The sequence below is a fragment of the Duganella sp. AC917 genome, assembly GCF_979258245.1.
Map to the genome: position 1 here is coordinate 2,481,646 of NZ_OZ409848.1, position 22,175 is coordinate 2,503,820.

Genomic DNA, 22,175 nt, shown 5'->3' on the forward strand with positions numbered 1-22,175 from the left:
CATACTTTAGAATTTGTACTGCGCCTTCAACGTGACGCGGCGCTCTTCGCCCGCAGCCACCCAGGTTTGCTGGTAGGAGCTCGGGTAGTAGGTCTTGTCGAACAGATTGTCGACGTCCAGCGACAAGCGCAATTTGCTGGTCGGCGAGTAGGACGATACCAGCTTTGCGGTGGTATAGGATGGCAGCTTGAAAGTGCTGGTGATCGCCACGTCGCCATTGCGCTCGCCGACGTACGTCAGACCGCCGCCCAGCGATGCGCGCGCGCCGCCGACGGCAAATTCGCGCACCAGCAGCAGATTCGCGCTTTGTTTCGGCACATTGGGCAGCGCGCCGCCGACCGCCAGCACGTTGTCGTGCAATACCTTCGCGTCGGTGTACGCGTAGGAGAACGACAACTGCAGCTTGCGCGCCAGCTCCCCCGACACATCGAGCTCCACGCCCTTGCTTCCCACCTCGCCGGCGGCCAGCGAGAAGTTGGTGTCCAACGGATTCAGGGTCAGCACGTTCTTTTTGCGGATCGAATACAGCGCCAGTGTGCTGCTCAACTTACCGTCGGCGGTGTCGAACTTGATGCCGGTTTCGTAGGCGTGGCTGGTCTCGGCCGGGAACGATTCGTTGTTGATGCCGATGCCGCTGTTCGGACGGAACGACTTGCCTGCCGACGCGTACAGCGATATCTGACCGTTCGGCTGGTACACCAGGCCGATACGCGGGCTGGTGGCGTCGAGCGTCTGATGATTCTGTAACCCGTTGCGATTGGCGTTGATGATGGTCTGGCGGTAGGCGTCGCGCCGCACGCCCAGCAGCGCCTTCCACTGCGTGGTCAGGTCGATCTGATCCTGCGCGTAGAACGCGGTGGACCATTGCTGCTCCCTGGTGTTGATCGATGGTCCGAGTGTGGTCGGCTGCGCGCCACCGTACACCGGCTGATAAATATCGATGGCGTAAGGCGCCGCCGCGTTGGGATTCTTGCGCAACTGAAGCCGGTCGTCGACAAAGCGGTAGCCGTCCACACCGAACAGCAGGTTATGCCGCAAGGCGCCGGTGCTCACCTTGCCCAGCAACTCGACCCGGCCGGACCAGTCCTGCGCAGAAAAATCGCGGAAGCGGCGCTGGCGCCACAAGGTGCGGCCGTCCGCCTGCAGGGCCGATGCCTCGGTCGAAAAGCCTTTCATCGAGCTGCTGCGATAGGCCACGCCGCTTTGCAGCGACCAGCCATCCCTGAAATCATGCTGCACGAAGACCTGGTGGCCGAGCGACTTCACCTCGGTCGGTCCGTCGGCCGCCTCGCCAAGGAAGCGCGAGTTCGGAATCAATCCGAGAACGCCCTTGACCGCGACCACGCCGCGATCGAAGTAGGCCTGCTGCTCGAACTGCTCCAGCTCATAGGACACGGTGGTGTCGTCCGTCACGCGCCAGATCAACGACGGCGACAGCATGTGCCGCTTCGACGACAGCGTGTCGCGGAAGCTGTCACCCTTTTCGTAGGCCGCGTTCAGGCGGTAGGCGACGGTCTCGCCCAGAGGTCCGGTCAGGTCGGCGGCGGTGCGGTAAGTGTCATGGCTGCCGATCGATTGCTCCAACATGTACGACGGCTGGAACAAGGGCTTCTTGGTGGCGATGTTGACGATGCCGCCCGGCTCCCCGCGTCCATACAAGGCGGCCGCCGGCCCCTTCAAAATCTCGATGCTATTGACGTTGGCGCTGTCGCGCAAGCCGTTATATCCCCGGCTGGAGCTGAAGCCGTTGACCAGGAAATCGGACCCGTAGTTAGGATCGCCGGTGAAGCCGCGCACCGCGTAGCTGTCCCACACGCCGCCGAAGTTGTTCTGTCGCGAGATGCCGCTACCCAGTTCCAGCGCATCGGCGAAACGGCTCACACCAGCGTCGCGCAGCATGTCGGCGGTCAGCACGCGCGCGCTTTGCGGCAAATCCTTCAAGTCCGTCTCGGTCTTGGTGGCGGCGGTCGCCGACAGACTGCGATAAGGCTGGCGAACGCCGGTGACCTCGACGACTTCCGGTTCGTCGGCCGCGGCCGACGCAAACAAGGGAAAAGCGGCAGCCAGGCATATCGCCAGGCGGGTGTGACGCACCATCAGCATAGAGACTCCAAAAAAATTCCAAACGCAATAGACTTGCATTATACATGCCGATGCAATCGAGTTGCGTTAAAAATCCTGGAGATGCGTGCCGACCGGTATGGCTTGCGATCAGTCGCGGCTTATTCGGAGTAGAAGCACCGTCCGCAGGCCTGGCGATAACTCTCGTTTCCGCCGATGCTGATTTGCTCGCCCTCTTTCATGCGCTTGCCGTTCTGGTCGACGCGGATGTTCATCGTCGCCTTCTTGCCGCAGCTGCAGATGTTCTTGAGTTCCTCGATATCGTCGGCCAGCGCCAGCAGATAGGCGGAACCGGGGAAAGGCTCGCCACGGAAATCGGTGCGCAGCCCGTAGGTGATCACGGGGATGCCGCGCACCTGCGCCAACTGATGCAGCTGCTGCACCTGGGCCGTCGACAGGAACTGCGCCTCGTCGATCAGCAGACAGGCGATCTTCTGGTCGATCTTGGCAAGGAAATCGGTGTCGGCGTCGAACACCTCGGTCTGGCGCTGCGGTCCCAGCCGCGAGGTCACCTGCCCCACGCCATAACGGTTGTCGATGGCGGCCGTGAACAGGCGCACCTGCTGGCCCTGCTCTTCATAGTTGTGCGCCACTTGCAGCATTGCCGTGGACTTGCCCGCGTTCATCGCAGAGTATCGAAAATAGAGTTTTGCCACTGCCGCCTGCCTTCAAAATGTACTGTATTAAGGTCGCGATTATAAACCCTGGAAATGCCCCATTGGGCACAGCTATCAGCCCGATAGGTATTATTAGCTAGCTATTATATCGCGCACTATGTATAGTTCACTCACTGGCAAACAAATGACCAAGCAAGGCAAGCGAAGAGTAGTAAGCGATCTAATTGCTAGCGATTACTGACCGTCAAATGTACGCCGCAACAACCATACAAACTTTATATATCAGGAGCCACACCATGAAAAACGCAGCCATCGCCCTCTCCCTCGCAGCTTTGTTCGCTTCCGCAGCAGTATCTGCCCAGGAAACCAGTCAGGTCACCCGCGCCCAGGTCATCGCCGAATACAAGGCCGCCGTCGCCGCCGGCAACGCGCCAGTCTCCGGTGAGCAGTATGGCAACGACAACGGCAGCTTCATCTCGACCAAAACCCGCGCCGAAGTCCGTGCGGAACTGCTGGCTGCGCAGCAACGCGGCGAAGTGACCTCCGGCGAGCAGTACCAGAACCAGGTGCCAAGCGCCGCCCCGCAAGGCAAAACCCGCGCCCAGGTCCGCGCCGAACTGGCCGCCTACCGCGAAGCCTACCCGGAGCTGTACAACGCGCCGAGCCTTTAATGGCTGAAGCCGCCGCGTCTGCATCGCGCAGGCGCGGTAGCGGTATCTACAAGACGCACCCAACGACGTAAAAAAGCGCATACTTGCCTGAAAAGCAGCAAGGAGACCTCATGCGCACACCCGCACTATTTACATTGATTGGCAACACGCCACTGATCGAGATTACCCGTCTCGACACCGGTCCCTGCCAACTGTTCCTCAAACTGGAATCGCAAAACCCCGGCGGCTCGATCAAGGACCGCATCGGCATGTCGATGATCGAAGCGGCGGAAGCGGACGGTCGCCTCCAGCCCGGCGGCACCATCATCGAAGCGACCGCCGGCAACACCGGCCTCGGTCTGGCGCTGGTCGGACGGCTCAAGGGCTATCGCGTGCTGCTGGTCGTGCCGGACAAAATGTCGACCGAAAAAGTGCTGCACCTCAAGGCGCTCGGCGCCGAGGTGCGCACCACCCGCTCCGATGTCGGCAAGGGCCATCCCGAGTACTACCAGGACTTCGCCGCGCGGCTGGCCGCCGAAACGCCGGGCGCTTGGTTCGCCGACCAGTTCAACAACCCGGCCAATCCGCTGGCGCACGAAACCACCACCGGGCCGGAAATCTGGGAGCAGACCGGCCATGACGTCGACGCCATCGTCGTCGGTGTCGGCTCCTCGGGCACCTTGACGGGACTGACCCGCTACTTCCGCCGCGTGGCGCCGCATGTGGAATTCGTGCTGGCCGACCCGCAAGGCTCGATCCTGACCGAGTACATCGAAACCGGCCGCGTCGCCGACACCAGCGGATCGTGGGCGGTCGAAGGCATCGGCGAGGACTTCATCCCCGCCATCGCCGACATGACCGGCGTGCGCAAGGCCTACACCATCACCGACCAGCAAAGCTTCGACAGCGCCCGCACCCTGCTGCGCGAGGAAGGCATACCGGGAGGCTCGTCAACCGGCACGCTGCTGGCCGCCGCACTCAAATACTGCCGCGAGCAGACCTCGCCCAAACGGGTGGTCAGCTTCGTCTGCGATACCGGCACCCGCTACCTGTCCAAGGTCTACAACGACGGCTGGATGCAGGACCAGGGTTTGCTCAGGCGCCCGCAGGAGCGCGACCTGCGCGACCTGATCGGACGCCGTTACGACGCCGGCCAGGTGGTCAGCGTCTCGCCGGAGGACTCGCTGCTGATCGCCTTCAACCGGATGCGCGCCGCCGATCTGGCGCAGCTGCCGGTAATCTCCGCCGGCCGGCTGGTCGGCATCATCGACGAATCGGACCTGCTGCTGACGGTGGACACGCTGCCGGAGCGCTTCGCCAACCCGGTCGGCGCGACGATGACGCGGCGCCTCGAAACACTGCACCCGTCGGCCGACCTGCATGCGCTGCGCACGGTACTCGATCGCGGCCTGACTGCGGTGGTGGCCGACGGCGACATCTTCTACGGCTTGATTACCAGATTCGACCTGCTCAACCATCTCCGAAGGACATTATCTTGACTAAAAAAGCCGCTCAAGCGCTGTCGACGCGCGTGATCCACGCCGGGCAGTCGCCCGATCCGTCGACCGGCGCCATCATGCCGCCGATTTACGCCACCTCCACCTACGTGCAGGAGAGCCCCGGCGTACACAAGGGCCTGGATTACGGTCGCTCGCACAATCCCACCCGCTGGGCGCTCGAGCGCTGCGTCGCCGACCTGGAAAGCGGCGCGCAAGCCTTTGCCTTCGCCTCGGGCCTGGCGGCGATATCGACGGTGCTGGAGCTGGCCGACGCCGGCTCGCACATCATCGCCGGCGACGACATGTACGGCGGCACCTACCGCCTGTTCGAACGGGTGCGCCGCCGCAGCGCCGGCCATGACTTCACCTACGTCGATCTGACCAATCCTAAAAACCTGCTGGCGGCGATCAGGCCGGAAACAAAAATGGTCTGGGTGGAGACGCCGACCAACCCGATGCTCAAGCTGGCGGACCTGGAAGCCATCGCCGCCATCTGCCGTGAGCGCGGCATCATCGCCGTGGCCGACAACACGTTCGCCAGCCCGCTGGTGCAACGTCCGCTGGAACACGGCTTCGACATCGTCGTGCATTCGGCCACCAAGTACCTGAACGGCCACTCGGACGTCATCGGCGGCATCGCCATCGTCGGTGCCGAGCCGCACCAGCAGGCCTGGTGCGAACAATTGGGATTTTTGCAAAACTCGGTCGGCGCCATCGCCGGGCCGTTCGACAGCTTCCTCACGCTGCGCGGCGTCAAAACGCTGGCGATCCGCATGGAGCGACACTGCCGCAGCGCGCTGGAGCTGGCGCGCTGGCTGGAACAGCAGCCGGAAATCCGCCGCGTCTATTATCCCGGCCTCGAATCGCATCCGCAGCACGCGCTGGCAAAACGCCAGATGGAAGGCTTCGGCGGCATCATCTCGATCGATTTGAACACCGACCTGGCCGGCGCCCGGCGCTTCCTCGAGCATTGCGAGGTTTTCGCGCTGGCTGAGAGCCTGGGCGGTGTCGAGAGCCTGATCGAGCACCCGGCGCTTATGACCCACGCCACCATCCCGCCGGCGCAGCGCGCGGCGTTGGGAATTGGCGACGGTCTGATACGGCTGTCGGTCGGAATCGAAGATATAGAGGATTTAAGGGCCGATATTCGGGGCTCGCTCGACGCCATTTAGCTGCTAGTATCCACAGCGTGAACAATCATGCCTGAAACCAGACCGTAATCAAGATGGAATTCGTCGTCATCCTCATCGCCGTCGTCGTCGTCGCCTGTGTCTACTCGATAGGCGTCGCCAGCGCGCGGCCCATCCCGGGAAGCGGCTTTTACAAAGTCTCCAGGGATGGCCGCGTAATGGTCGCCGGGGGCACCAAAGTCAATGTGCTGCGCCCGGTGATCTACCCCGAAGGCCTGAAAGTCAAACTACGCGGGGGCAATCGCGTGGGCGAGTTCTGGGTGCACGAGCTGGTGGCCGAGGCCTACCTGCCCAACCCGGAACGGCTCACCGGCGTGCGCCACAAGGACGGCAATGTCCGCAACAACACCATCGCCAACCTGGAATGGGTCAGGCTGGAACAGGCGATCGTCAACTAGCCGCGTTCCGCGGGCTACTCCGCCCCAAAATCGATCACCGCACCATCGAGCGGATATTCGCGTGTACGGGACTCCCATTTGCCATCGCCGACCCGCATGCGGAAGCGGTCGATCAGGTAAGGCAAGCCCTCGCCATCCAGGATATCCGTCCCGTTGGTGACCTGAAAATGCAAATGCGGCACCCGCGCGTCGCCCGAATTGCCGATGCGCCCCACCAGCTGCCCTTTGCGCACCTTGTCGCCAGCCTTGACCCGCACGCTGCCCGGCTGCATATGCGCATACTGCGCATACTGGCCATTCCCCAGATCGATGAAAACGAAATTGCCGGCCAGGTTATCCATTGTCATCGGCACGGCGGGCGTGAAGCCATCCTTAGTGCGCGGGATATTATCCGGCATGTCGTTTCTGGCGCCGATCACCATGCCGTCGGCGACGGCCAGCACGTCCAGGCCATACGAATAATAGGCGTGGACGTCGCGCGCATCACCGCCATACATCTGCCCATCCCGATACTTCTTCCAGTCGACAGCATAGCGGCGCGCGTTCTGCGCCAGACCGCCGGCGACTATCACCCCTTGCCGGTGATGCGAGTGCAGGCTCGGCCCGTTATCGGCCGTCCAATCCGATCCGGACAACGGGCGGCCCAACACCTGCAATTTGGTCGCGCGGGTGGAAACCGCCGGACCGTCGGCAAAAGCCGCACCATCGAGCAGCACGCGGTGGCGCAACTTCAGCGGCGCCGCCGTTTTTTCGAAGACCAGGCACAGCGAAACGATCGCGCCCTGCCCCGCGCCCAAACGTATTTTTTCGCCACCGGCGTCGCCGCCCACCATGCGCAGGCGCTGCTTCAATTGCGGCTCGCTCAACACGCCAACGACGCGCATCGCGCCATCGTCGGCGTCGAGAATCTCGACGCCGCGCACCGGCATGGCGTCATCGGAGAAGTTACTCAAGTAGAGCTCATAGAGAAGATAGTCGCGCCCTGCGGCTGGATACAGCGTTGGCGGCACCGGTGTCCGGACTTCGAGCTGCGTCGGCGGAAAAACCGCCGGGCGCGCCTCGGCAACCGCAACACCGCGCCCCTTGGCGATCACCTGACAACCTTCCGGCGGTGCCAGATCGAGCGCTGTCTGCGCCAGCACCGACATCGACACCAACGTCCCCAAAACCGCCATCACCATCGCGCGAGTTAGCATCTTCATCTTAATAAGTAAAAGACCAGATACTAAACCACTAACGAGCGTAGACGACATCAATATATATTGCGGTCCAAAAAACAAACCGACTGTCACTACCTTGTCATCGTTCTGTCATGGCGACGTCATAAAGGCTAGCTATCATGCGCTTGCCATTTTAACCATGTCACTACAGGACAAGCCACCCAATGAACAAGCCAAACGATCTGGTCCGCACTTCCCTCAACGCGGATGATATCGAGAGCCACGCCTCGCCAAGCGAGCACTTCAACACGATCCTGGCCGCACGCATGAGCCGCCGCAACATGCTGCGCGGCGGTGCTGTGACGGCAGCCACGGCGATCATGGGATCGATGGGTCTGAGCGCCTGCGGCGGCAGCGACAACATCGCGCCGGCAGTCACGCCAACGCCTACCCCAACCCCGGCACCGACCGAAAAACTGCTGGCCTTCGCCGCCGTGCCGAAAAGCCTGGCCGACCAAGTATCGGTTCCTGCCGGTTACACCGCCACCCCGATCTACGCGCTGGGCGACTCGCTGCGCGCCGCCACCCCGGCCTACAAGAACGACGGCACCGACACCGACTTCGAAAACCGCGCCGGCGACCACCACGACGGCATGGAGTACTTCGGCCTGTCCGCAGCGGGCGCACCGCTGGCATCGGGCGTCGAGCGCGGCGTGCTGGCGATGAACCACGAAGCGACCACCGACGAAAAACTGGCCTCGCACTTCCTGCACGTGAACGGCGGCACCACCTCGCTGCCGCGTCCCGCCGCTGAAGTGGACAAGGAAATCGCTGTCCACGGCTTGAGCGTCATCGAAGTGAAAAAGACCGGCGCGACCTGGGCCACCGTGAACGACTCGGCCTTCAACCGGCGCGTCACCCCGCTGAGCGACATCGAGATCTCCGGTCCGGTGCGCGGCAACGCGCTGGTGGTGACCAAGTACTCGCCGACCGGCACCAAGACGCGCGGCACGCTGAATAACTGCGGCACCGGCAAATCGCCATGGGGCACCTACCTGAGCGGCGAAGAAAACTGGGCCAACTACTTCGCCCGCAGCGCCACCGACGATGCCGCCCGTGGCGACAAATCGGTCGTCGCGCTGAAGCGCTATGGCCGCAACCAGGGCGCCACTTCGCGCCACGGCTGGGAAACCGCCGGCACCGACGACAAATACGCGCGCTGGGACATCAGCAAAAAAGGCGCGTCGGTCGACGGCAGCGACGACTATCGCAACGACATGAACGGCATGGGCTACATCGTCGAGATGGACGCCTACGACAAGACCAAGGTAATCCGCAAGCGCACGGCCCTGGGCCGCTACGCGCACGAAAGCGCCGCCTTCAGCGTGCCCGCCGTCGGCCAGCAGCTGGCCGTCTACATGGGCGACGACTCGCGCAACGAATACATCTACAAGTTCGTCTCCAACGCCACCTGGCTGGCGGCGGACGCCAATCCGACCGACCGCATGGCGACCGGCGACAAATACCTCGACTCCGGCAAACTGTATGTGGCCAAGCTGGCCGCCGACGGCACCGGCCAGTGGATCGAGCTGTCGATGTCGAACCCGCAGATCCAGGCTTACAGCGCCTATAAATTCGCCGACCTGGCTGACATCATGGTCAACACCCGCCTGGCGGCTGACGCAGTCGGCGCCACCAAGATGGATCGCCCGGAATGGTGCTCGGTCAACCCGGCCAACGGCGAGATCTACTACACGCTGACGAACAACTCGAACCGCACCGTCAATCCTACCGGTTCGTCGCAACTGGCCCCGGACAGCGCCAATCCGCGCGCCTACACCGACATGAAAGGGACCACCGCGCAAAACGGCAACCCGAACGGCCATATCATCCGCTTCAAGGAAGGCACCGGCGCGGCGGCTGCCACCAGCTTCACGTGGGACGTGTACCTGTTCGGCGCCGAGAGCGGCGCCGACAGCAGCAAGATCAACCTGTCGAGCCTCACCGCAGACCAGGACTTCTCCAGCCCGGACGGCCTGGCGTTCAGCCCATACACCGGCATCTGCTGGATCCAGACCGATGATGGCGCCTATACCGATGTCACCAACTGCATGATGCTGGCGGCAATACCGGGCAAGGTCGGCGACGGCGCCAAGTCGACGCTGAACTACACCACCACCGCCGGCGGCACCCTGGCCGTGGACACCTTCATCGGCAAGAAACCGACCGCCGATACGCTTAAGCGTTTCCTGGTCGGCCCTGCGGGTTCGGAAATCACCGGCATCACCGAAACGCCCGACGGCAAGGCGATGTTCATCAATATCCAGCATCCGGGTGAAACCACCTCGCTGGCGAACATCAACGACCCGACCAAATACACCAGCCAGTGGCCGTCGAACGCCGGTTACGGCGCCGGCAAGCGTCCACGCTCGGCCACCATCGTCATCACCAAAAACGATGGCGGTCGTATCGGCAGCTGATCCAGCAATAGATTGAATGGAAAACGGCCCGGTCGCGCAATCGACCGGGCCGTTTTTTTGCTTCCGAGATTCTGGCTACGAGCCTGGGTGGTATCGGCGCTCGAGATATTTTTCGACGTCACGTTTGTAGAACAGTACTTCCTTGAGTTCCCCGCGCACGTACATCCCGGCCTGGTCGGAGAAATGCGGCGACGCCGGATCGCCGCTCTGGCCGCCGGCCAGCACGCTGCGCGCCGTGATGCGCGGCCCGAACTCCACCGCGGCCACGAAGCTGTTGCCACGTTCTCCGTAGATCTTCTTTGTCGTCTGCTTGGACGTCATGCCGTACGCCGCCAGCGATCCCCAATTGGCCGACGCGAACGCCACCGGCAAACTCGGCTTGCTGTCGTCGAACGGCTGCACGATGTCGCCCGTCAGGCGCTGGAAGCGATTGATCTCGCCCCACGGCGTTTGCCATGTGCCGAAATCGGCGGTCAGCTTGGCCGACGCGCGCTCCAACGCCTCCAGCCGCTGACGCGGCGTCAGCGCGGCCTGGATGTAATCGAGCACCAGCACTTCTTTCGTCTTGGCTTCCGGGCCGTACGTGGCCGTCAAGTCCTGCGCCCAGTAGATCGCCAGCGATGTCGGCGTCGACGTCAGCGAATAGCGCATGTCCCAGCCGCGCAGCGCGGCGATCTGCGGCGCCAGCGCCACCTTGAGCGCATCGCTGGCCGGCAGTTCGTCATAGGCCGCGAACAACTGCGGCAACAGCGGCTCGAAGGCCGGCAGCTGCGTGTCGTAGGCGGCATCGAGCAAGCTGGCGATGGTGAAGTCTTTTTTGTTTTCCAGCACCCGCACCGCGTGGATGCCGCGCGGGTTCTCCGGATTCATCGACATGTACGCCGGGTAGTCGTTGGCCTTCGGGCTATCGGGACCCGCCGCCGTGTAAGGCCAGTTGTTGGTGTTCTGTATCCAGCCGTTCTTGGGGTTGAACAGCGAGATGGTCTCCTTGACCGTGTGCAGTCCCCGCCATTCGGTTGCCGGATCGCTGCCGTCGACCGGATGCTTCCAGTCGAATTTCGGATCGCGCCTCGGAATGAAGTTACCGTGGAAGTAGGCGATATTGCCGTCTGCGTCCGCATACACCGTGTTGTTCGAAGAATTGGTACGCAGCTCCATCGACTTGTAAAAGTCCTTGTAATTGCGCGCCTTGGTGCGGATGAACGATTGCGTGAGGGCCTTGAGCGGCTCGTTCATCAATCTCACCGAAACCCATTTGCCCTCCTTGGCGCGCACGATCGGCCCATGGTGGCTGTAATACACCTTGACCACTTTGCTGGCCATGCCGTCCTTGGTCTTGTAAGGCAGCGTGATAACCACCGCTTTCAGCGCGCGCTGTTCGGTGCCGTACTGGTAATAATAGCGGCCATCTTTCTCGACGATGGTTTCCAGGTACTCGTCGATCACGTCGCCGCCGCCGGACGTGTGCATCCAGCCCACCCGGTCGTTGAAGCCCTGATAGACAAAAAACTGGCCCCACGTGACCGCGCCGTAGGCATTGAGCCCCTGCTGGCTTTGCATCTGCACTTCGGGACGGAAGTAAAACGACGTGTGCGGATTAATCAGCAGCAGCGCGCGGCCGTTTTTGGTCAGCGCCGGCGCGATGGCGAAACCGTTCGATCCGCCTGGCTCCTTATCCAGATCGCTACCCTGCTCCATCGGGGCCGAGGACAATAGCACCGGCGGCGACAGCGGATACTTCGCGCCGTTTGCATACAAGGCCTCCAGCTGTTTCAGATCGATGGTTTCGATGTCGCCACCGATGCTGCCCTCGCTGAAACTGAGCGCCATCCACGGCTCGAAGCGCGTGATCAGCGCCGGTTTGACGTCCGGATGCGTGGCCAGGTAGTAGTTCAAACCGTCCGCAAAGGCCATCATCAGCTTTTTCAGCCACGCCGGGCTTTGCTTGTACTGCGCTTGCAGATCGGCCGGGTCGATGAAAAGCTTCATGCGCAGGTCGCGATACAGCTCGGCTTCGCCCTCCACCTCCGCCAGGCGGCCCATGGCGTTGATGTAATTGCGTTCGACACGGCGGAAATCATCCTCCGCCTGAGCGTACATCAAGCCGAACACCGCGTCGGCATCGGTTTTCCCGTAGACGTGCGGGATGCCCCATTTGTCGCGCAGGATGGTGACACGCTGCGCCAGCGCCTTTAGGCGCTTGATCTCCACCGCCGGCATCTCACGCGCCGGCAAAGACTGCGGCGCTGGCGCCGCCACCGCCCCCATCGAAACAAAACCGATCAACGGCAGCATGGAACGCATACTTGGCATGAACTGGACTCCGGGCGGTGGAAAGTGGTTACAACATCAGCTGGCGTCGACCAACTCCGAAATACGCAGTTGCAGCGCGGTGATCTCGGCCCGCAGCGCGGCGTTTTTCTCCTTGAGCGACGCGTTCTCGGCGCGCAGTTCCTCCACCTCGGTCAGCGGACGCCCGTAGTCGCCGCCTTCCCTGGCCTCCTTCGGCTCCTTGGCGGGACGCGAGGCGGCACGCAATTCGCGCACTTCCTTGGCCGCCTTCTGCAATTCCTTCTTGCCGCCGGCGACAGCCGCCACCTGATCGGCCTCCGGCAGCGAGGCCACCGTGGCGGCGGCGTTGATCGAGATCGTGCCCGAGCGGACCGCTTCCACCAGTTCCGGGGTCGCCGTCTTCTGGATCTTTTCGATCTGGCTGATGGTCGCGCTGCTCAAACGGGCCGCGCGGGCGATGTCCTCGCGCGACGTCAGCGGCATGGCGGCCGGCTTGGCCTTGGCCGCATCGCCTTCGGGCGGCGCGATCAGCGCATCCTCGGCCGCAGCTTCCGCCATCAGGTCGGCCACGCGGGCGGCGACGATCTCCTTCTTGCGCAGCGCCAGAACGCCGCGCTGATAGTCGGAGATGCTGCGGCGGCCGAGATTATTATCGATCATCCACAGCTTGACGTCGTCCAGGTTCTGGAAGCTGGTGTTCTCCGTGACCTTGAACGGAATGCCGTGCTGCTGGCATATTTGATAACGGTTATGGCCGTCGACCAGCACGTCCTGCCACAACACCAGCGCGTCGCGGCAGCCCTCGACCAGGATGCTGCGTTCCAGCGCCGTGTACTCGCTCTCGGTGAGCGGTTCGATGTAAGCGCGCAGCACTTCATTAATTTTGATTTGCATATCTATCCTCGAATACCGGCGGGCGGGGGCCACTGCACCCTGCCAAATCGCCGTCCGACATGCTACACCATCCGGCCACCGAGCCAAAGCTCCGGCTCTCTTGATGAAACTAAGTTAATTTTAAGTTTTCTTCACTATTCTTCTGTTCAGTCAAATGCTTTCTCCGGTAATTGACCAAAAGCCCCGACAAGTTTGCTGCTTGCTCGGGGCTTTGCTTTGTCCGCAGGCTGGTCAAAACGTTTGTCAAAAAAACAGTCAACGGGCGGTTTTTATGCCATGATTCCCCACCAATTTTGAGGATTAGACATGGTCAATTACATTATTCGCGTCGCCTTCGATGACCCGGACAGCCAAACCTACCACCGCCTGGCGGTCGAACTGGCCAAGTACAACATCGCCGGCGCCATCAAAGCCGACGACGGCAAGGGCTACTACCTGCCGCCGGGCGAATTTTGCTACAGCGGCGTCGAGCCAATCAACGAGGTGCGCGACGCCATCCACCGCTTCGCCCAAACCATCAGCGCCGGTTCATCCGTGCTGGTGACCGAAGCGACCACCGTCTCGTGGAGCGGCCTCAATCCGGTCGAAGAGCAAAAAGCCACCGAGGGCTGATGGCCCAGGGTGGCTTGTCGAACCACGGCTGCCGCCGAGGTAAGTCTTACTTGGCCGCGAGTTCCGGCATCACCGACGAATGGTGGCTCATGATCTTCCACGTGCCGTCGACCTTCTTGTACACGAAGCTGTAACGTGCCTGCACATCTTCCACCTTGCCGTCCTTGGTCAGCTTGAAGGTATAGACCCCGCTATCGACCGCCGAATCGGCACCCAGCATGCGGATGTGGCGATAATTGATCGTGCCCACCGGATGCGATTTCAGGAACTTGTCGAAGTAGTTCTTGATCGAGGCCGGGGTATCGCGCACTTCGTTCGACACGGTGGGTTTCAGCACGCCGTCGACCGCATACAAGCTGGCCACCTTGGCGGAGTCGCCGGTCGCCAGCGTGGCGTTCCACTTGTCGAACAGGCTGGCGATTTCCGCTTCCTGCGCGTTGGTCGGCGCAGCTGCGACGTCGCGGTAGACCTTCGGTGCGCCATCGGCGTAAGCGACGGTGCTTGCTGCGGCCAGTGCCAGGGAAATCAGAATCTTTTTCATCGTATGCTCCATCGTTGTTTAGGAAGTTGGCGGGCTGTTTCCTGCCAATGAAGCCAGTATCGGCTTGGCGGACGATTCAAAAATCTGCTGGTCGGGGGTATTCGCGTATGCCGAGTGGCATATAATCGGCACTTATTCGACTATGCCGCCACCCAAAATGACCAACATCACCCACCTGCCCCCCGCCGGCGACAGCGCGCGCACGGTTCGAAACCGTTACCGCCAGATCGAAGGCAGTGCCGCCCGCTGGCGCCTGCTGACCGACGCCGCCAGCGCGCTGGCCAGCGAGGGACTGTGCGCGTCGGCGCTATCGACGGCCTTGTCGAAGGCGCTGGCCTTCCTTTCGCTGGAGGATGGCGCGGTGATGGTGCTCAAGGACGACGCCTTGCAGGTCTTGGCCAGCCAAGGGCAGGTGCCGCCTGTCGGCGCCCGCCTGGCGTATGCGGCCGCCCTGCAGGCGGTGCTGCAACCGGGTCCGCGTCCGCCGCTGGTGCGACACGACATCGCCAGCGGACTGCGGATCGGCCGTGAACAACAGGTCGGACTCGAAGTGCTGGTGCCGCTGTGCCTCGACGGGAAAAACCGCGGCATGCTCGCTTTGCTCAGCACCCAGGCCGCGCCGCCACCGACACCGGACGACCTGCTTACGTTGCAGGCGCTGGCGACGATGCTGGCGGCAGTGCTGGCGGCGCCGCAGAACGCGCCGCGCGTGGCCGCGCCGGAAGCGGCCGAGATGCTCAAGGTGCTGACGCCGCGCGAGCTGCAGGTGTTCGCGCTGCTGCCCAGCGGCTGGACCAACGCCGCCATGGGCGAGCATCTGGGCATCGCCGCCGGCACCGTGAAGGTCCACGTCGAGCGCATCCTGCACAAGCTCGATCTGAACGACCGCACGCAGGCGGCGGTGCGCGCCGCCGATCTGGGGCTGGGCGCATGACAGGCGCTTCGGGCGAGCGCGCGGGCGCGTTCCATCCCCGCCACTGGTCGCTCGGCTTCAAGGGGGGCGTCATTATCGCCGCCTCGCTCGCGCTGCTGCTTGGTTCCGCCGCCACCAGTTATACGCTGGAGCGCAAAACCGCGGCTGCCACCGCCGACATGCTGCGCGCCATGCAGGCGCAGGCCGATATCCAGCGCCTGCACACGCAGATCGCCGAGGCGGCCACCGGTGTGCGCGGCTATCTGCTGACTGGCCGCGACGACTTCCTCACGCCGTATGGCGTCGCCGTCACCCAGCTTCCCGCCACCCTGGCCAGCCTGCAGGCCAAGGTCCGCGACACCGAACAAGTGGCCAGCCTGCGGCGCATCACGCCTTTGCTGAACGATAAACTGGCCAGTCTGGAGATCATGCGCGGCCAGCGCAACGCCAGCCCGGCCGCGCTGCAAGAACATCTGCGCAGCAGCAAAGGAATCCTCGATCAGCTGCGCGCCGAAATCGGCGCCATGAGCCTGCGCGAATCGGCGCTGGTGGAGGAACGCGCGGTGGCGCTGCAGCAGGCTTCCAACCGCAACCTGTGGATGACGATCGCCGTCGCCGCCGCCGGCCTGGCCGGCGCGATGGCGACGCTGACGTTCACCGTCGGCCTGGTGCGGCGGGTACGCCTGGCGGCGGAAAACGCCGAGCGCCTGAACAGCGACCTGCCTCTGATACCGGCGCCGGACACCCGCGATGAACTGGGCCAGTTGGCTGAACGCTTGCACCAGGCGAGCGTGCTGCTGGCCGGGCGCGCGTCGGCGGCGCAGGCGGCCAGCCAGGCCAAAACCCAGTTCCTGGCCCGCACCAGTCACGAACTGCGCACGCCTTTAAATGCCATTCTCGGCTACGCACAACTGCTGGAAGCAGGTCTAAAGGCGCCGCGCGAGCGCGAGCATGCAGAGCATATCCGCCAGGCCGGCCAGCATCTGCTGTCGCTGATCGACGAGGTGCTCGACATCGGCCGCATCGAAGCCGGCAAATTGACCCTGGAATGCGAACCGGTGGCGCTGGCGCCACTGATCGACGAGGCGGTGATGCTGATGGCGCCGATGGCGCAGAAACGCGCGGTGCGGCTGCGCCACGACAGCACCGCCCTTTTCGGCGCCGTCATGGCCGACCGTCAGCGCCTGCTGCAAGTGATGCTTAACCTGCTGTCGAACGCCATCAAGTACGGCGAGCAAGGTGGCGACGTCGATATCGGCTTCGGCAGCGATCCGGCCACCGGCATCGTCAGCATCCATATCGACGACGCCGGCCCGGGCATCACGCCGGCGCTGCGTACACGCCTGTTCGCGCCATTCGACCGCCTGGGCGCCGAAAGCGGCAAGACCGAGGGCGCGGGCCTGGGTCTTGCCGTATCCAAGGCGCTGATGCAAGCCATGCAAGGCGATGTACGGCTCGACGACAAAGCCGGCAGGGGCAGCCGTTTCACGCTGACCCTGCCCGCCGCCGACGCCGGCGCCGTGGCCAGCGCGCCCGCCGATGTCGCCATCGGCCAAGCCGCGCCGGTGACGCCCACCCCGGCACCGGCGGCCACCACGCACAGCATGATCTGCATCGACGCCGACGCCGGCACCCGCGCGCTGATCGCCACGCTGATGCAGCGGCGCCCGAACTGGCGCATCACCGGGGCGGCCGACAAGGCGGGCGGCATCGCACTGGCGCGGCAATCGCCGCCCGACCTGCTCTTGGTCGCCTGCGACCTGGCCGACGATGTGGTGCGCGCGCTGCCTGGAGAGCTGGTGGTGCTTGGTGGCGCCGGCGACGAGGCCGCAGGCGGCGCTCCCCGCCATTTGGCCAAGCCACTCAAGATCCCCGAATTCTTCGCCTTACTCGACACCACGGAGCAAAAACCATGATGGAAAACGAAGTCCTGGCCTCCCGCATCCTGATCATCGACGATCAACCGGCCAATCTGCGGCTGCTGGAGGACATGTTCATCGGCGAGGGGCTCACCCACGTCGTCGGCACCACCGACGCCAGGACCGCGCTCGATCTATACACCGCCTTCGACCCGGACCTGATCGTGCTGGATCTGATGATGCCGGACCTCGACGGCTACGCGGTACTTGAGCGTCTCAAGCGACGCGGCGACCCATACGACTTCCGTCCAGTGCTGGTCATCACCGCCGACGCCACCGCGGAAGCCAAACGTCGTTCGCTGGCACTGGGCGCCAAGGACTTCCTCACCAAACCGTTCGACACGCTCGAAGCGATGCTGCGCGTCTGGAACCTGCTTGAAACGCGCGTGCTGTACAAACGCCTGCAAGCCCTGGCGCCGAAAGAGGACCTTGCGCCGCAGAGCTACCGTAGCCGCGCCTCCTGACCGCGCCAGGCTGGCGCCGACAAGCCGAATAACTCATGCGCAATCAGATCGGCATAGGATTCGCGGCGGCGTATTAATTGATGCCGATCGCCGTCGACCATGACCTCGGCCGGCCTGCCGCGCGAGTTATATTGGCTGGCCATGCTCATGCCATAGGCGCCGCAGGAGAAGATCGCCAGCAGGTCGCCGCCGTTCAGTGCCGGCATGGCGCGCCCCAGCGCGAAGTAATCGCCCGTCTCGCAAATCGGGCCGACGATGTCGATAGCGTCGAAGCCTTCGGCATCACCGCCCTGCCCTCCCTGGCCCGGCAAATCGCTCCAGTGGCCGTCAAAACCGCCGTAACTCGCCGGCCAGATCACGTGGCTGGCGCCGTACAAGGTTGGGCGCAGCAGCACGTTCATGCCCGCGTCGACGATGGCGATCTTGCGCTCCCAGCCCTGCTTGATGTACTCGACGGAGGTCAGCAGGATGCCGGCGTTGGCGCTGATCGAGCGACCCGGCTCGATGATGAAGTGTTTGCCGCGCCGTTTGAGCCCCTGCAAACGGTCGCAGATCGCCGCGCCCATTTGCGCCAGCGGGCATGATGCGTGAACATCGTCGGCGCGGTATTGCGCGGGAAAGCCGCCGCCAATATTAATCAGTTCAATCGGGCTGCCACTGGCCTCGATCGCGTCGACCAGCCTTTCCACCTTGTCAATCGCCGCCAGGTAGGTGGCGGTAGCGGCGATCGGCGAACCTAAATGCACATGGATGCCGACCACGTCGACCTGGCGGTACAGGTTACGCTCGAACAGCGCCTGGGCGCGCAGCAGGGGCACGCCGAACTTGGTCTGGCGCCCGCCGGTGGATGTTTTTTCAGGCGTACCGGCGTCGGCGACATCGGGATTGACGCGCACCGCCGCCTTGACCCGTTTGCCGCCCACGCGCGCCACTTCGTCGATGCGCGCCAGTTCGCCCTCGGACTCGACATTGAACAGGAAAACGCCGGCGTCGATCGCATAGGTCAGCTCATCGCGCGACTTGCCCACACCGGCGAAGACGATTTTTTCGGGCGCGCAACCGGCCTGCAAGGCACGGTACAACTCACCGCCGCTGACCACATCCAGCCCGCAGCCTTGTTCCACCATCAGCTTGAGCACAGCGATGTTGCTACAGCTTTTGACCGAAAAGCAGATCAGCGGCGCGATGCCTGAAAAGGCGTCCCGCAGCACCGCACAGTGATGCCTGAAGGTCCGCGCGCTGTACACATATGTCGGGCTGCCATGGGCCTCGGCGATCGCGCTTGCCGGTACGCCTTCGATATGCAGCTCGCCGCCCAGATAATGAAAGTGGTCCATCGCGTTCCTTGAGAGTTGAGTGCCAACGAGTATGGAAGATCCGGGCGCAAAAATATAATATCAATATCTTCACACCTTATTCATTGCTGATATAGTGTGCGGATCTGAATTCAAGCAGGCATGTCATGGGCTTTACTTCTCGCCACGTTGAGGTTTTCTGGGCGGTGATGACGTCGGGTAGCACCACAGGCGCCGCCGAGATGCTGCACACATCGCAGCCGACCATCAGCCGGGAATTGAGCCGGTTCGAGAAGCTCTCGCAGCTCACGCTGTTCAAGCGGACCGGCGGCAAGCTGGCGCCGACCGAGCATGGCCTGATGTTGTTCGACGAGGTCCAGCGCAGCTATCTGGGGCTGGAGCGCATCGGTAACGCGATCGAGGCGCTGCGCCATTTCCGCCACGGGCAGATCGCCGTGGCCTGCCTGCCGGCTTTTTCCAGTACGCTGCTGCCGCGCGCCAGCCAGCATTTCTGCGGCCAGTTCCCGGGCGTGAGCCTGAACGTGACGCCGCTGCAGAGCCCCGCCTTGCAGGAGTCCCTGACCAGCCAGCGCTATCATCTTGGGTTGACCGAGGAACCGGGCATTCCGCCGGGGACCAAAATGGAAACGCTGTTGACAATGGACGTGGTATGCGTGCTGCCGCCGCGTCATCGGCTGTGTAAAAAGCGCACGCTGACGCCGCAGGATTTTTCGGGCCTCGACTTTGTGTATCTGGCGGCCGGCGACCCGTATCGCAAGCTGGTCGACAACACCTTCCGCGAGCATGGCGTCGAGCGCAGGATGGTGGTCGAGACGCACAGCGCGGCTGCGGTGTGCGCCACGGTGAGTCTGGGCGTCGGCGTCGCCATCGTCAATCCGCTGACGGCGCTGGAGTATGCAAAGACGGGGTTACAGATACGGCGGTTTTCGCATCCTGTGCCGTATTCGGTGAATCTGGTGACGCCGCTGTTCCGGCCCGATTCGGAAAGCGTGAACCGCTTCATCGACGCGCTGCATCACAGCTGCGGGCAAATCGGCGCGGAGCTCGCGGCGATTACCGCGAGCTGACGCCCGGCACCTCACCGACATCAGGCTTCCTGCAGCTTTTTCATCCGGTACGACAGCTGCGGGCGCGTGAGACCCAGCATGCGCGCGGCGGCCGACAGGTTGCCGTCTGCGCGCTTGACCGCCGCCAGTATCAGCGTGCTTTCCAGTGCGTCCAGCGACCACTCCTGCGCCGTGCCGTTGACGGCCTCCCCCAACATCCCCGGCAGCACATCCAGCAGCTCCGAACTGACCGTCGCCGCAGGAGCGGGTGTCCCGGGACTGGTCAACCTGCCCGTCTGCGCCAGCGAAAAATACGACGCCTGCGACTCCTCGCCGCTGGTGAACAGATGCGGCAAATCGATCGGTCCATCCTCGTTGGCGTAGATCACCCCGCGCTCGACCAGATTTTGCAGCTCCCGTATATTCCCCGGAAAATGATAGGTGAGCAGCGCGTCGACCGCGCGGGCCGTAAACCCCGTCAGCCGCCGCTGATGCTTTTGTCCATAGTGCCGCATGAAGTATCCCATCAACAGCGGAATGTCGTCGCGGCGGTCGCGCAGGGGCGGCAGGTGGATCGGGAAGACGTTCAGCCGGAAGAACAAATCCTCGCGAAAGCGCCCCTGGCGGATTTCCTCGCGCAAGTCGACGTTGGTCGCCGCCACCACCCGCACGTCGACCTTGATGCTGCGCACACCGCCGACACGCTCGATCTCCCCTTCCTGCAACGCGCGCAGCAGCTTGCCCTGCGCGACCAGGCTCAAAGTCGCGATCTCGTCGAGGAACAGCGTGCCGCCGCTGGCGCGCTCGAAACGCCCGGGACGCGACTGCGTGGCCCCGGTGAAGGCGCCGCGCTCAACGCCGAACAGCTCCGATTCGATCAGCGTCTCGGGGATCGCCGCGCAGTTGACGGCGACAAAAGCCTGCTCCTTGCGCTTGCCGATCTGGTGCAGCATGTACGCGAACAGCTCCTTGCCGACGCCCGATTCGCCGGTGAACAGCACCGTGGCCGCCGTCGGCGCGACCCGCTTGAGCATGTGGCAGGCCGCGTTGAATGCCGACGACACGCCCACCATCTCCTTGTCGGCGTATGGCCGCTCGTCGTCGCCCTTCAGTATCGCGGCCTTCTGGTGCGCGTACGGTTCGCTGTAGGCCGTGGTGCTGACGAAGGCCTCCGCGTTCAGGAAGCGCAGATCTTCTTCGACGTTGTCCCACTCGTCGGCCGGCTTGCCGATCAGGCGGCAGTGCTTATGCCCCATCGACATGCATTCGATCTCGCGATAAATCGTCAGGCGGCCGATCATCGCGCTGGTGTAGCCGATCGCATAGCCGGTCTGCATCCAGCATGCCGGCTCCGTGCCGATGCCGAAATCGGCGGTATGCACCTCGTCCTCGCCTGAGTGATGCCAAAGGAATTCGCCGCGATAGGTGCCCAGTTCCACGTCGAATTCGAAGTGCAGCGCCTCGACCTTGACCGCGCCTTCGAGCGAGTGCATGCGTGGACCGGCCGAAAACAGCGCCGCCGGATCGGCGTCCGGCCAGCGCTCGCGCAGCAGCTGGGCGTCGCGCGCGCCGGCCGAATAGCCGACACGCGTGAGCAGACCGCGCGTGCGCTCGGGACCTATGCTCTCGAGCAGTTCGCGCCGCAACGAACCAAGTGACGTCATGTGCACCAGCTGCATGCGCTGGCCGTTCAACCATATGCGTCCATCGCCCGGCGAAAAATGCAGGCTCTGGGTGATGTCCTCCAGGGTCGGCGCGGCGCCCTCGTTCAAATGCGCGCTGTCGCCCCGGTTCAGCATCTTGCCGGTGGCATGCGATACCTCCGCCAGCGAAACGCGTTCACGCTTGCTCATGTCTCCGCCTTCTTCATTTTTTATCAAATCATACATCGGTAGTTCTCCTTGTTGATCATTTGATCAAGCGGCCGGGCCGCCGGATATTTGTTGCGTCGCGCAACCGCACATCGCCAATACGTCCGCCAGCCCGGCGTACTGGCATGGTGCGTCGCACTAAACCAAAACCACACTTCGCTGGCACGCAACTTGTAATAGCTAAGGAAAGAG

18 protein-coding genes are annotated in these 22,175 nt (G+C 63.3%); 10 read left to right on the forward strand and 8 right to left on the reverse strand.

Going from position 1 to position 22,175, the window contains the following annotated elements; translation table 11 throughout:
* Positions 1 to 6: 6 nt before the first annotated feature.
* Together ACZ0BA_RS10710 and ACZ0BA_RS10715 are read right to left on the reverse strand one after the other, a co-directional pair.
* The gene (locus tag ACZ0BA_RS10710; RefSeq protein ID WP_463451263.1) at positions 7 to 2,103 is read right to left on the reverse strand and encodes a TonB-dependent siderophore receptor; all 2,097 of its coding nucleotides are present in this window, start codon (positions 2,101 to 2,103) and stop codon (positions 7 to 9) included.
* A 119-nt stretch (positions 2,104 to 2,222) separates the two neighbouring features.
* On the reverse strand, positions 2,223 to 2,777 hold the full coding sequence (locus ACZ0BA_RS10715) for a thymidine kinase (protein WP_463451264.1): 555 nt from the start codon (positions 2,775 to 2,777) through the stop codon (positions 2,223 to 2,225).
* A 257-nt stretch (positions 2,778 to 3,034) separates the two neighbouring features.
* On the opposite strand from ACZ0BA_RS10715, the gene ACZ0BA_RS10720 reads away from it, so the two are divergent.
* The 4 genes from ACZ0BA_RS10720 to ACZ0BA_RS10735 all read left to right on the forward strand — a co-directional run bounded on the left by ACZ0BA_RS10720 (position 3,035) and on the right by ACZ0BA_RS10735 (position 6,475).
* Positions 3,035 to 3,409, forward strand: a complete 375-nt coding sequence (locus ACZ0BA_RS10720; RefSeq protein ID WP_463451265.1) for a DUF4148 domain-containing protein — start codon at positions 3,035 to 3,037, stop codon at positions 3,407 to 3,409.
* A 110-nt stretch (positions 3,410 to 3,519) separates the two neighbouring features.
* Positions 3,520 to 4,887, forward strand: a complete 1,368-nt coding sequence (locus tag ACZ0BA_RS10725; protein WP_463451266.1) for a pyridoxal-phosphate dependent enzyme — start codon at positions 3,520 to 3,522, stop codon at positions 4,885 to 4,887.
* Positions 4,884 to 6,059 (forward strand): trans-sulfuration enzyme family protein, encoded by a 1,176-nt coding sequence (locus ACZ0BA_RS10730; protein WP_463451267.1) that lies wholly within the window; start codon positions 4,884 to 4,886, stop codon positions 6,057 to 6,059. Before ACZ0BA_RS10725 ends, ACZ0BA_RS10730 begins: the two co-directional genes overlap by 4 nt.
* Before the next feature lie 53 nt (positions 6,060 to 6,112).
* Positions 6,113 to 6,475, forward strand: coding sequence for an HNH endonuclease (locus tag ACZ0BA_RS10735; protein WP_463451268.1), 363 nt, complete (start codon positions 6,113 to 6,115; stop codon positions 6,473 to 6,475).
* A 14-nt stretch (positions 6,476 to 6,489) separates the two neighbouring features.
* Here the strand turns inward: ACZ0BA_RS10735 and ACZ0BA_RS10740 are convergent, their stop codons facing one another.
* Positions 6,490 to 7,728 (reverse strand): M23 family metallopeptidase, encoded by a 1,239-nt coding sequence (locus tag ACZ0BA_RS10740; RefSeq protein ID WP_463451269.1) that lies wholly within the window; start codon positions 7,726 to 7,728, stop codon positions 6,490 to 6,492.
* Positions 7,729 to 7,859: 131 nt separating this feature from the next.
* Between ACZ0BA_RS10740 and ACZ0BA_RS10745 the strand changes: the two genes are divergently transcribed.
* A complete protein-coding gene (locus ACZ0BA_RS10745; protein WP_463451270.1) occupies positions 7,860 to 10,115 on the forward strand; it encodes a PhoX family protein in 2,256 nt (751 codons plus the stop codon).
* 75 nt (positions 10,116 to 10,190) lie between these two features.
* On the opposite strand, the gene ACZ0BA_RS10750 is transcribed toward ACZ0BA_RS10745, so the two are convergent.
* Together ACZ0BA_RS10750 and ACZ0BA_RS10755 are read right to left on the reverse strand one after the other, a co-directional pair.
* The gene (locus tag ACZ0BA_RS10750; protein WP_463451271.1) at positions 10,191 to 12,428 is read right to left on the reverse strand and encodes an acylase; all 2,238 of its coding nucleotides are present in this window, start codon (positions 12,426 to 12,428) and stop codon (positions 10,191 to 10,193) included.
* A 36-nt stretch (positions 12,429 to 12,464) separates the two neighbouring features.
* Entirely contained in the window at positions 12,465 to 13,301 is an 837-nt protein-coding gene (locus ACZ0BA_RS10755; RefSeq protein WP_463451272.1) for a hypothetical protein, read from the reverse strand.
* A gap of 306 nt (positions 13,302 to 13,607) precedes the next feature.
* Between ACZ0BA_RS10755 and ACZ0BA_RS10760 the strand changes: the two genes are divergently transcribed.
* The gene (locus tag ACZ0BA_RS10760) at positions 13,608 to 13,913 is read left to right on the forward strand and encodes a hypothetical protein (RefSeq protein WP_463451273.1); all 306 of its coding nucleotides are present in this window, start codon (positions 13,608 to 13,610) and stop codon (positions 13,911 to 13,913) included.
* A gap of 46 nt (positions 13,914 to 13,959) precedes the next feature.
* Here ACZ0BA_RS10760 and ACZ0BA_RS10765 read toward each other — a convergent pair whose 3' ends face one another.
* Entirely contained in the window at positions 13,960 to 14,454 is a 495-nt protein-coding gene (locus ACZ0BA_RS10765) for an SgcJ/EcaC family oxidoreductase (protein ID WP_463451274.1), read from the reverse strand.
* Positions 14,455 to 14,611: 157 nt separating this feature from the next.
* Here ACZ0BA_RS10765 and ACZ0BA_RS10770 point away from each other — a divergent pair, with 157 nt between their 5' ends.
* The 3 genes from ACZ0BA_RS10770 to ACZ0BA_RS10780 are packed head-to-tail and all read left to right on the forward strand — an operon-like array spanning position 14,612 to position 17,750.
* A complete protein-coding gene (locus ACZ0BA_RS10770) occupies positions 14,612 to 15,388 on the forward strand; it encodes a helix-turn-helix transcriptional regulator (protein ID WP_463451275.1) in 777 nt (258 codons plus the stop codon).
* A complete protein-coding gene (locus tag ACZ0BA_RS10775; RefSeq protein WP_463451276.1) occupies positions 15,385 to 17,283 on the forward strand; it encodes a sensor histidine kinase in 1,899 nt (632 codons plus the stop codon). The genes ACZ0BA_RS10770 and ACZ0BA_RS10775 overlap by 4 nt, the downstream gene beginning before the upstream one ends.
* Positions 17,280 to 17,750, forward strand: coding sequence for a response regulator (locus ACZ0BA_RS10780; RefSeq protein WP_463451277.1), 471 nt, complete (start codon positions 17,280 to 17,282; stop codon positions 17,748 to 17,750). The genes ACZ0BA_RS10775 and ACZ0BA_RS10780 overlap by 4 nt, the downstream gene beginning before the upstream one ends.
* Here the strand turns inward: ACZ0BA_RS10780 and lysA are convergent.
* A complete protein-coding gene (lysA, locus tag ACZ0BA_RS10785) occupies positions 17,729 to 19,087 on the reverse strand; it encodes a diaminopimelate decarboxylase (protein ID WP_463451278.1) in 1,359 nt (452 codons plus the stop codon). The two genes, ACZ0BA_RS10780 and lysA, sit on opposite strands and share 22 nt — an antisense overlap.
* Before the next feature lie 125 nt (positions 19,088 to 19,212).
* Here lysA and ACZ0BA_RS10790 point away from each other — a divergent pair, with 125 nt between their 5' ends.
* The gene (locus ACZ0BA_RS10790; RefSeq protein ID WP_463451279.1) at positions 19,213 to 20,133 is read left to right on the forward strand and encodes a LysR family transcriptional regulator; all 921 of its coding nucleotides are present in this window, start codon (positions 19,213 to 19,215) and stop codon (positions 20,131 to 20,133) included.
* A 20-nt stretch (positions 20,134 to 20,153) separates the two neighbouring features.
* Here ACZ0BA_RS10790 and ACZ0BA_RS10795 read toward each other — a convergent pair whose 3' ends face one another.
* Entirely contained in the window at positions 20,154 to 21,965 is a 1,812-nt protein-coding gene (locus tag ACZ0BA_RS10795) for a sigma 54-interacting transcriptional regulator (RefSeq protein WP_463451280.1), read from the reverse strand.
* Between the last annotated feature and the right edge of the window lie 210 nt (positions 21,966 to 22,175).

Excerpts from the sequence above, each read along its gene's own strand:
- ACZ0BA_RS10725 (WP_463451266.1), top strand. The coding sequence starts at position 3,520 with ATGCGCACACCCGCACTATTTACATTGATTGGCAACACGCCACTGATC.
- ACZ0BA_RS10720 (WP_463451265.1), top strand. The coding sequence starts at position 3,035 with ATGAAAAACGCAGCCATCGCCCTCTCCCTCGCAGCTTTGTTCGCTTCC.
- ACZ0BA_RS10775 (WP_463451276.1), top strand. The coding sequence starts at position 15,385 with ATGACAGGCGCTTCGGGCGAGCGCGCGGGCGCGTTCCATCCCCGCCAC.
- ACZ0BA_RS10710 (WP_463451263.1), bottom strand. The coding sequence starts at position 2,103 with ATGCTGATGGTGCGTCACACCCGCCTGGCGATATGCCTGGCTGCCGCT.
- ACZ0BA_RS10790 (WP_463451279.1), top strand. The coding sequence starts at position 19,213 with ATGGGCTTTACTTCTCGCCACGTTGAGGTTTTCTGGGCGGTGATGACG.
- ACZ0BA_RS10740 (WP_463451269.1), bottom strand. The coding sequence starts at position 7,728 with ATGTCGTCTACGCTCGTTAGTGGTTTAGTATCTGGTCTTTTACTTATT.
- ACZ0BA_RS10765 (WP_463451274.1), bottom strand. The coding sequence starts at position 14,454 with ATGAAAAAGATTCTGATTTCCCTGGCACTGGCCGCAGCAAGCACCGTC.
- ACZ0BA_RS10760 (WP_463451273.1), top strand. The coding sequence starts at position 13,608 with ATGGTCAATTACATTATTCGCGTCGCCTTCGATGACCCGGACAGCCAA.
- ACZ0BA_RS10745 (WP_463451270.1), top strand. The coding sequence starts at position 7,860 with ATGAACAAGCCAAACGATCTGGTCCGCACTTCCCTCAACGCGGATGAT.
- ACZ0BA_RS10770 (WP_463451275.1), top strand. The coding sequence starts at position 14,612 with ATGACCAACATCACCCACCTGCCCCCCGCCGGCGACAGCGCGCGCACG.
- lysA (WP_463451278.1), bottom strand. The coding sequence starts at position 19,087 with ATGGACCACTTTCATTATCTGGGCGGCGAGCTGCATATCGAAGGCGTA.
- ACZ0BA_RS10795 (WP_463451280.1), bottom strand. The coding sequence starts at position 21,965 with ATGAGCAAGCGTGAACGCGTTTCGCTGGCGGAGGTATCGCATGCCACC.
- ACZ0BA_RS10735 (WP_463451268.1), top strand. The coding sequence starts at position 6,113 with ATGGAATTCGTCGTCATCCTCATCGCCGTCGTCGTCGTCGCCTGTGTC.
- ACZ0BA_RS10750 (WP_463451271.1), bottom strand. The coding sequence starts at position 12,428 with ATGCCAAGTATGCGTTCCATGCTGCCGTTGATCGGTTTTGTTTCGATG.
- ACZ0BA_RS10755 (WP_463451272.1), bottom strand. The coding sequence starts at position 13,301 with ATGCAAATCAAAATTAATGAAGTGCTGCGCGCTTACATCGAACCGCTC.
- ACZ0BA_RS10780 (WP_463451277.1), top strand. The coding sequence starts at position 17,280 with ATGATGGAAAACGAAGTCCTGGCCTCCCGCATCCTGATCATCGACGAT.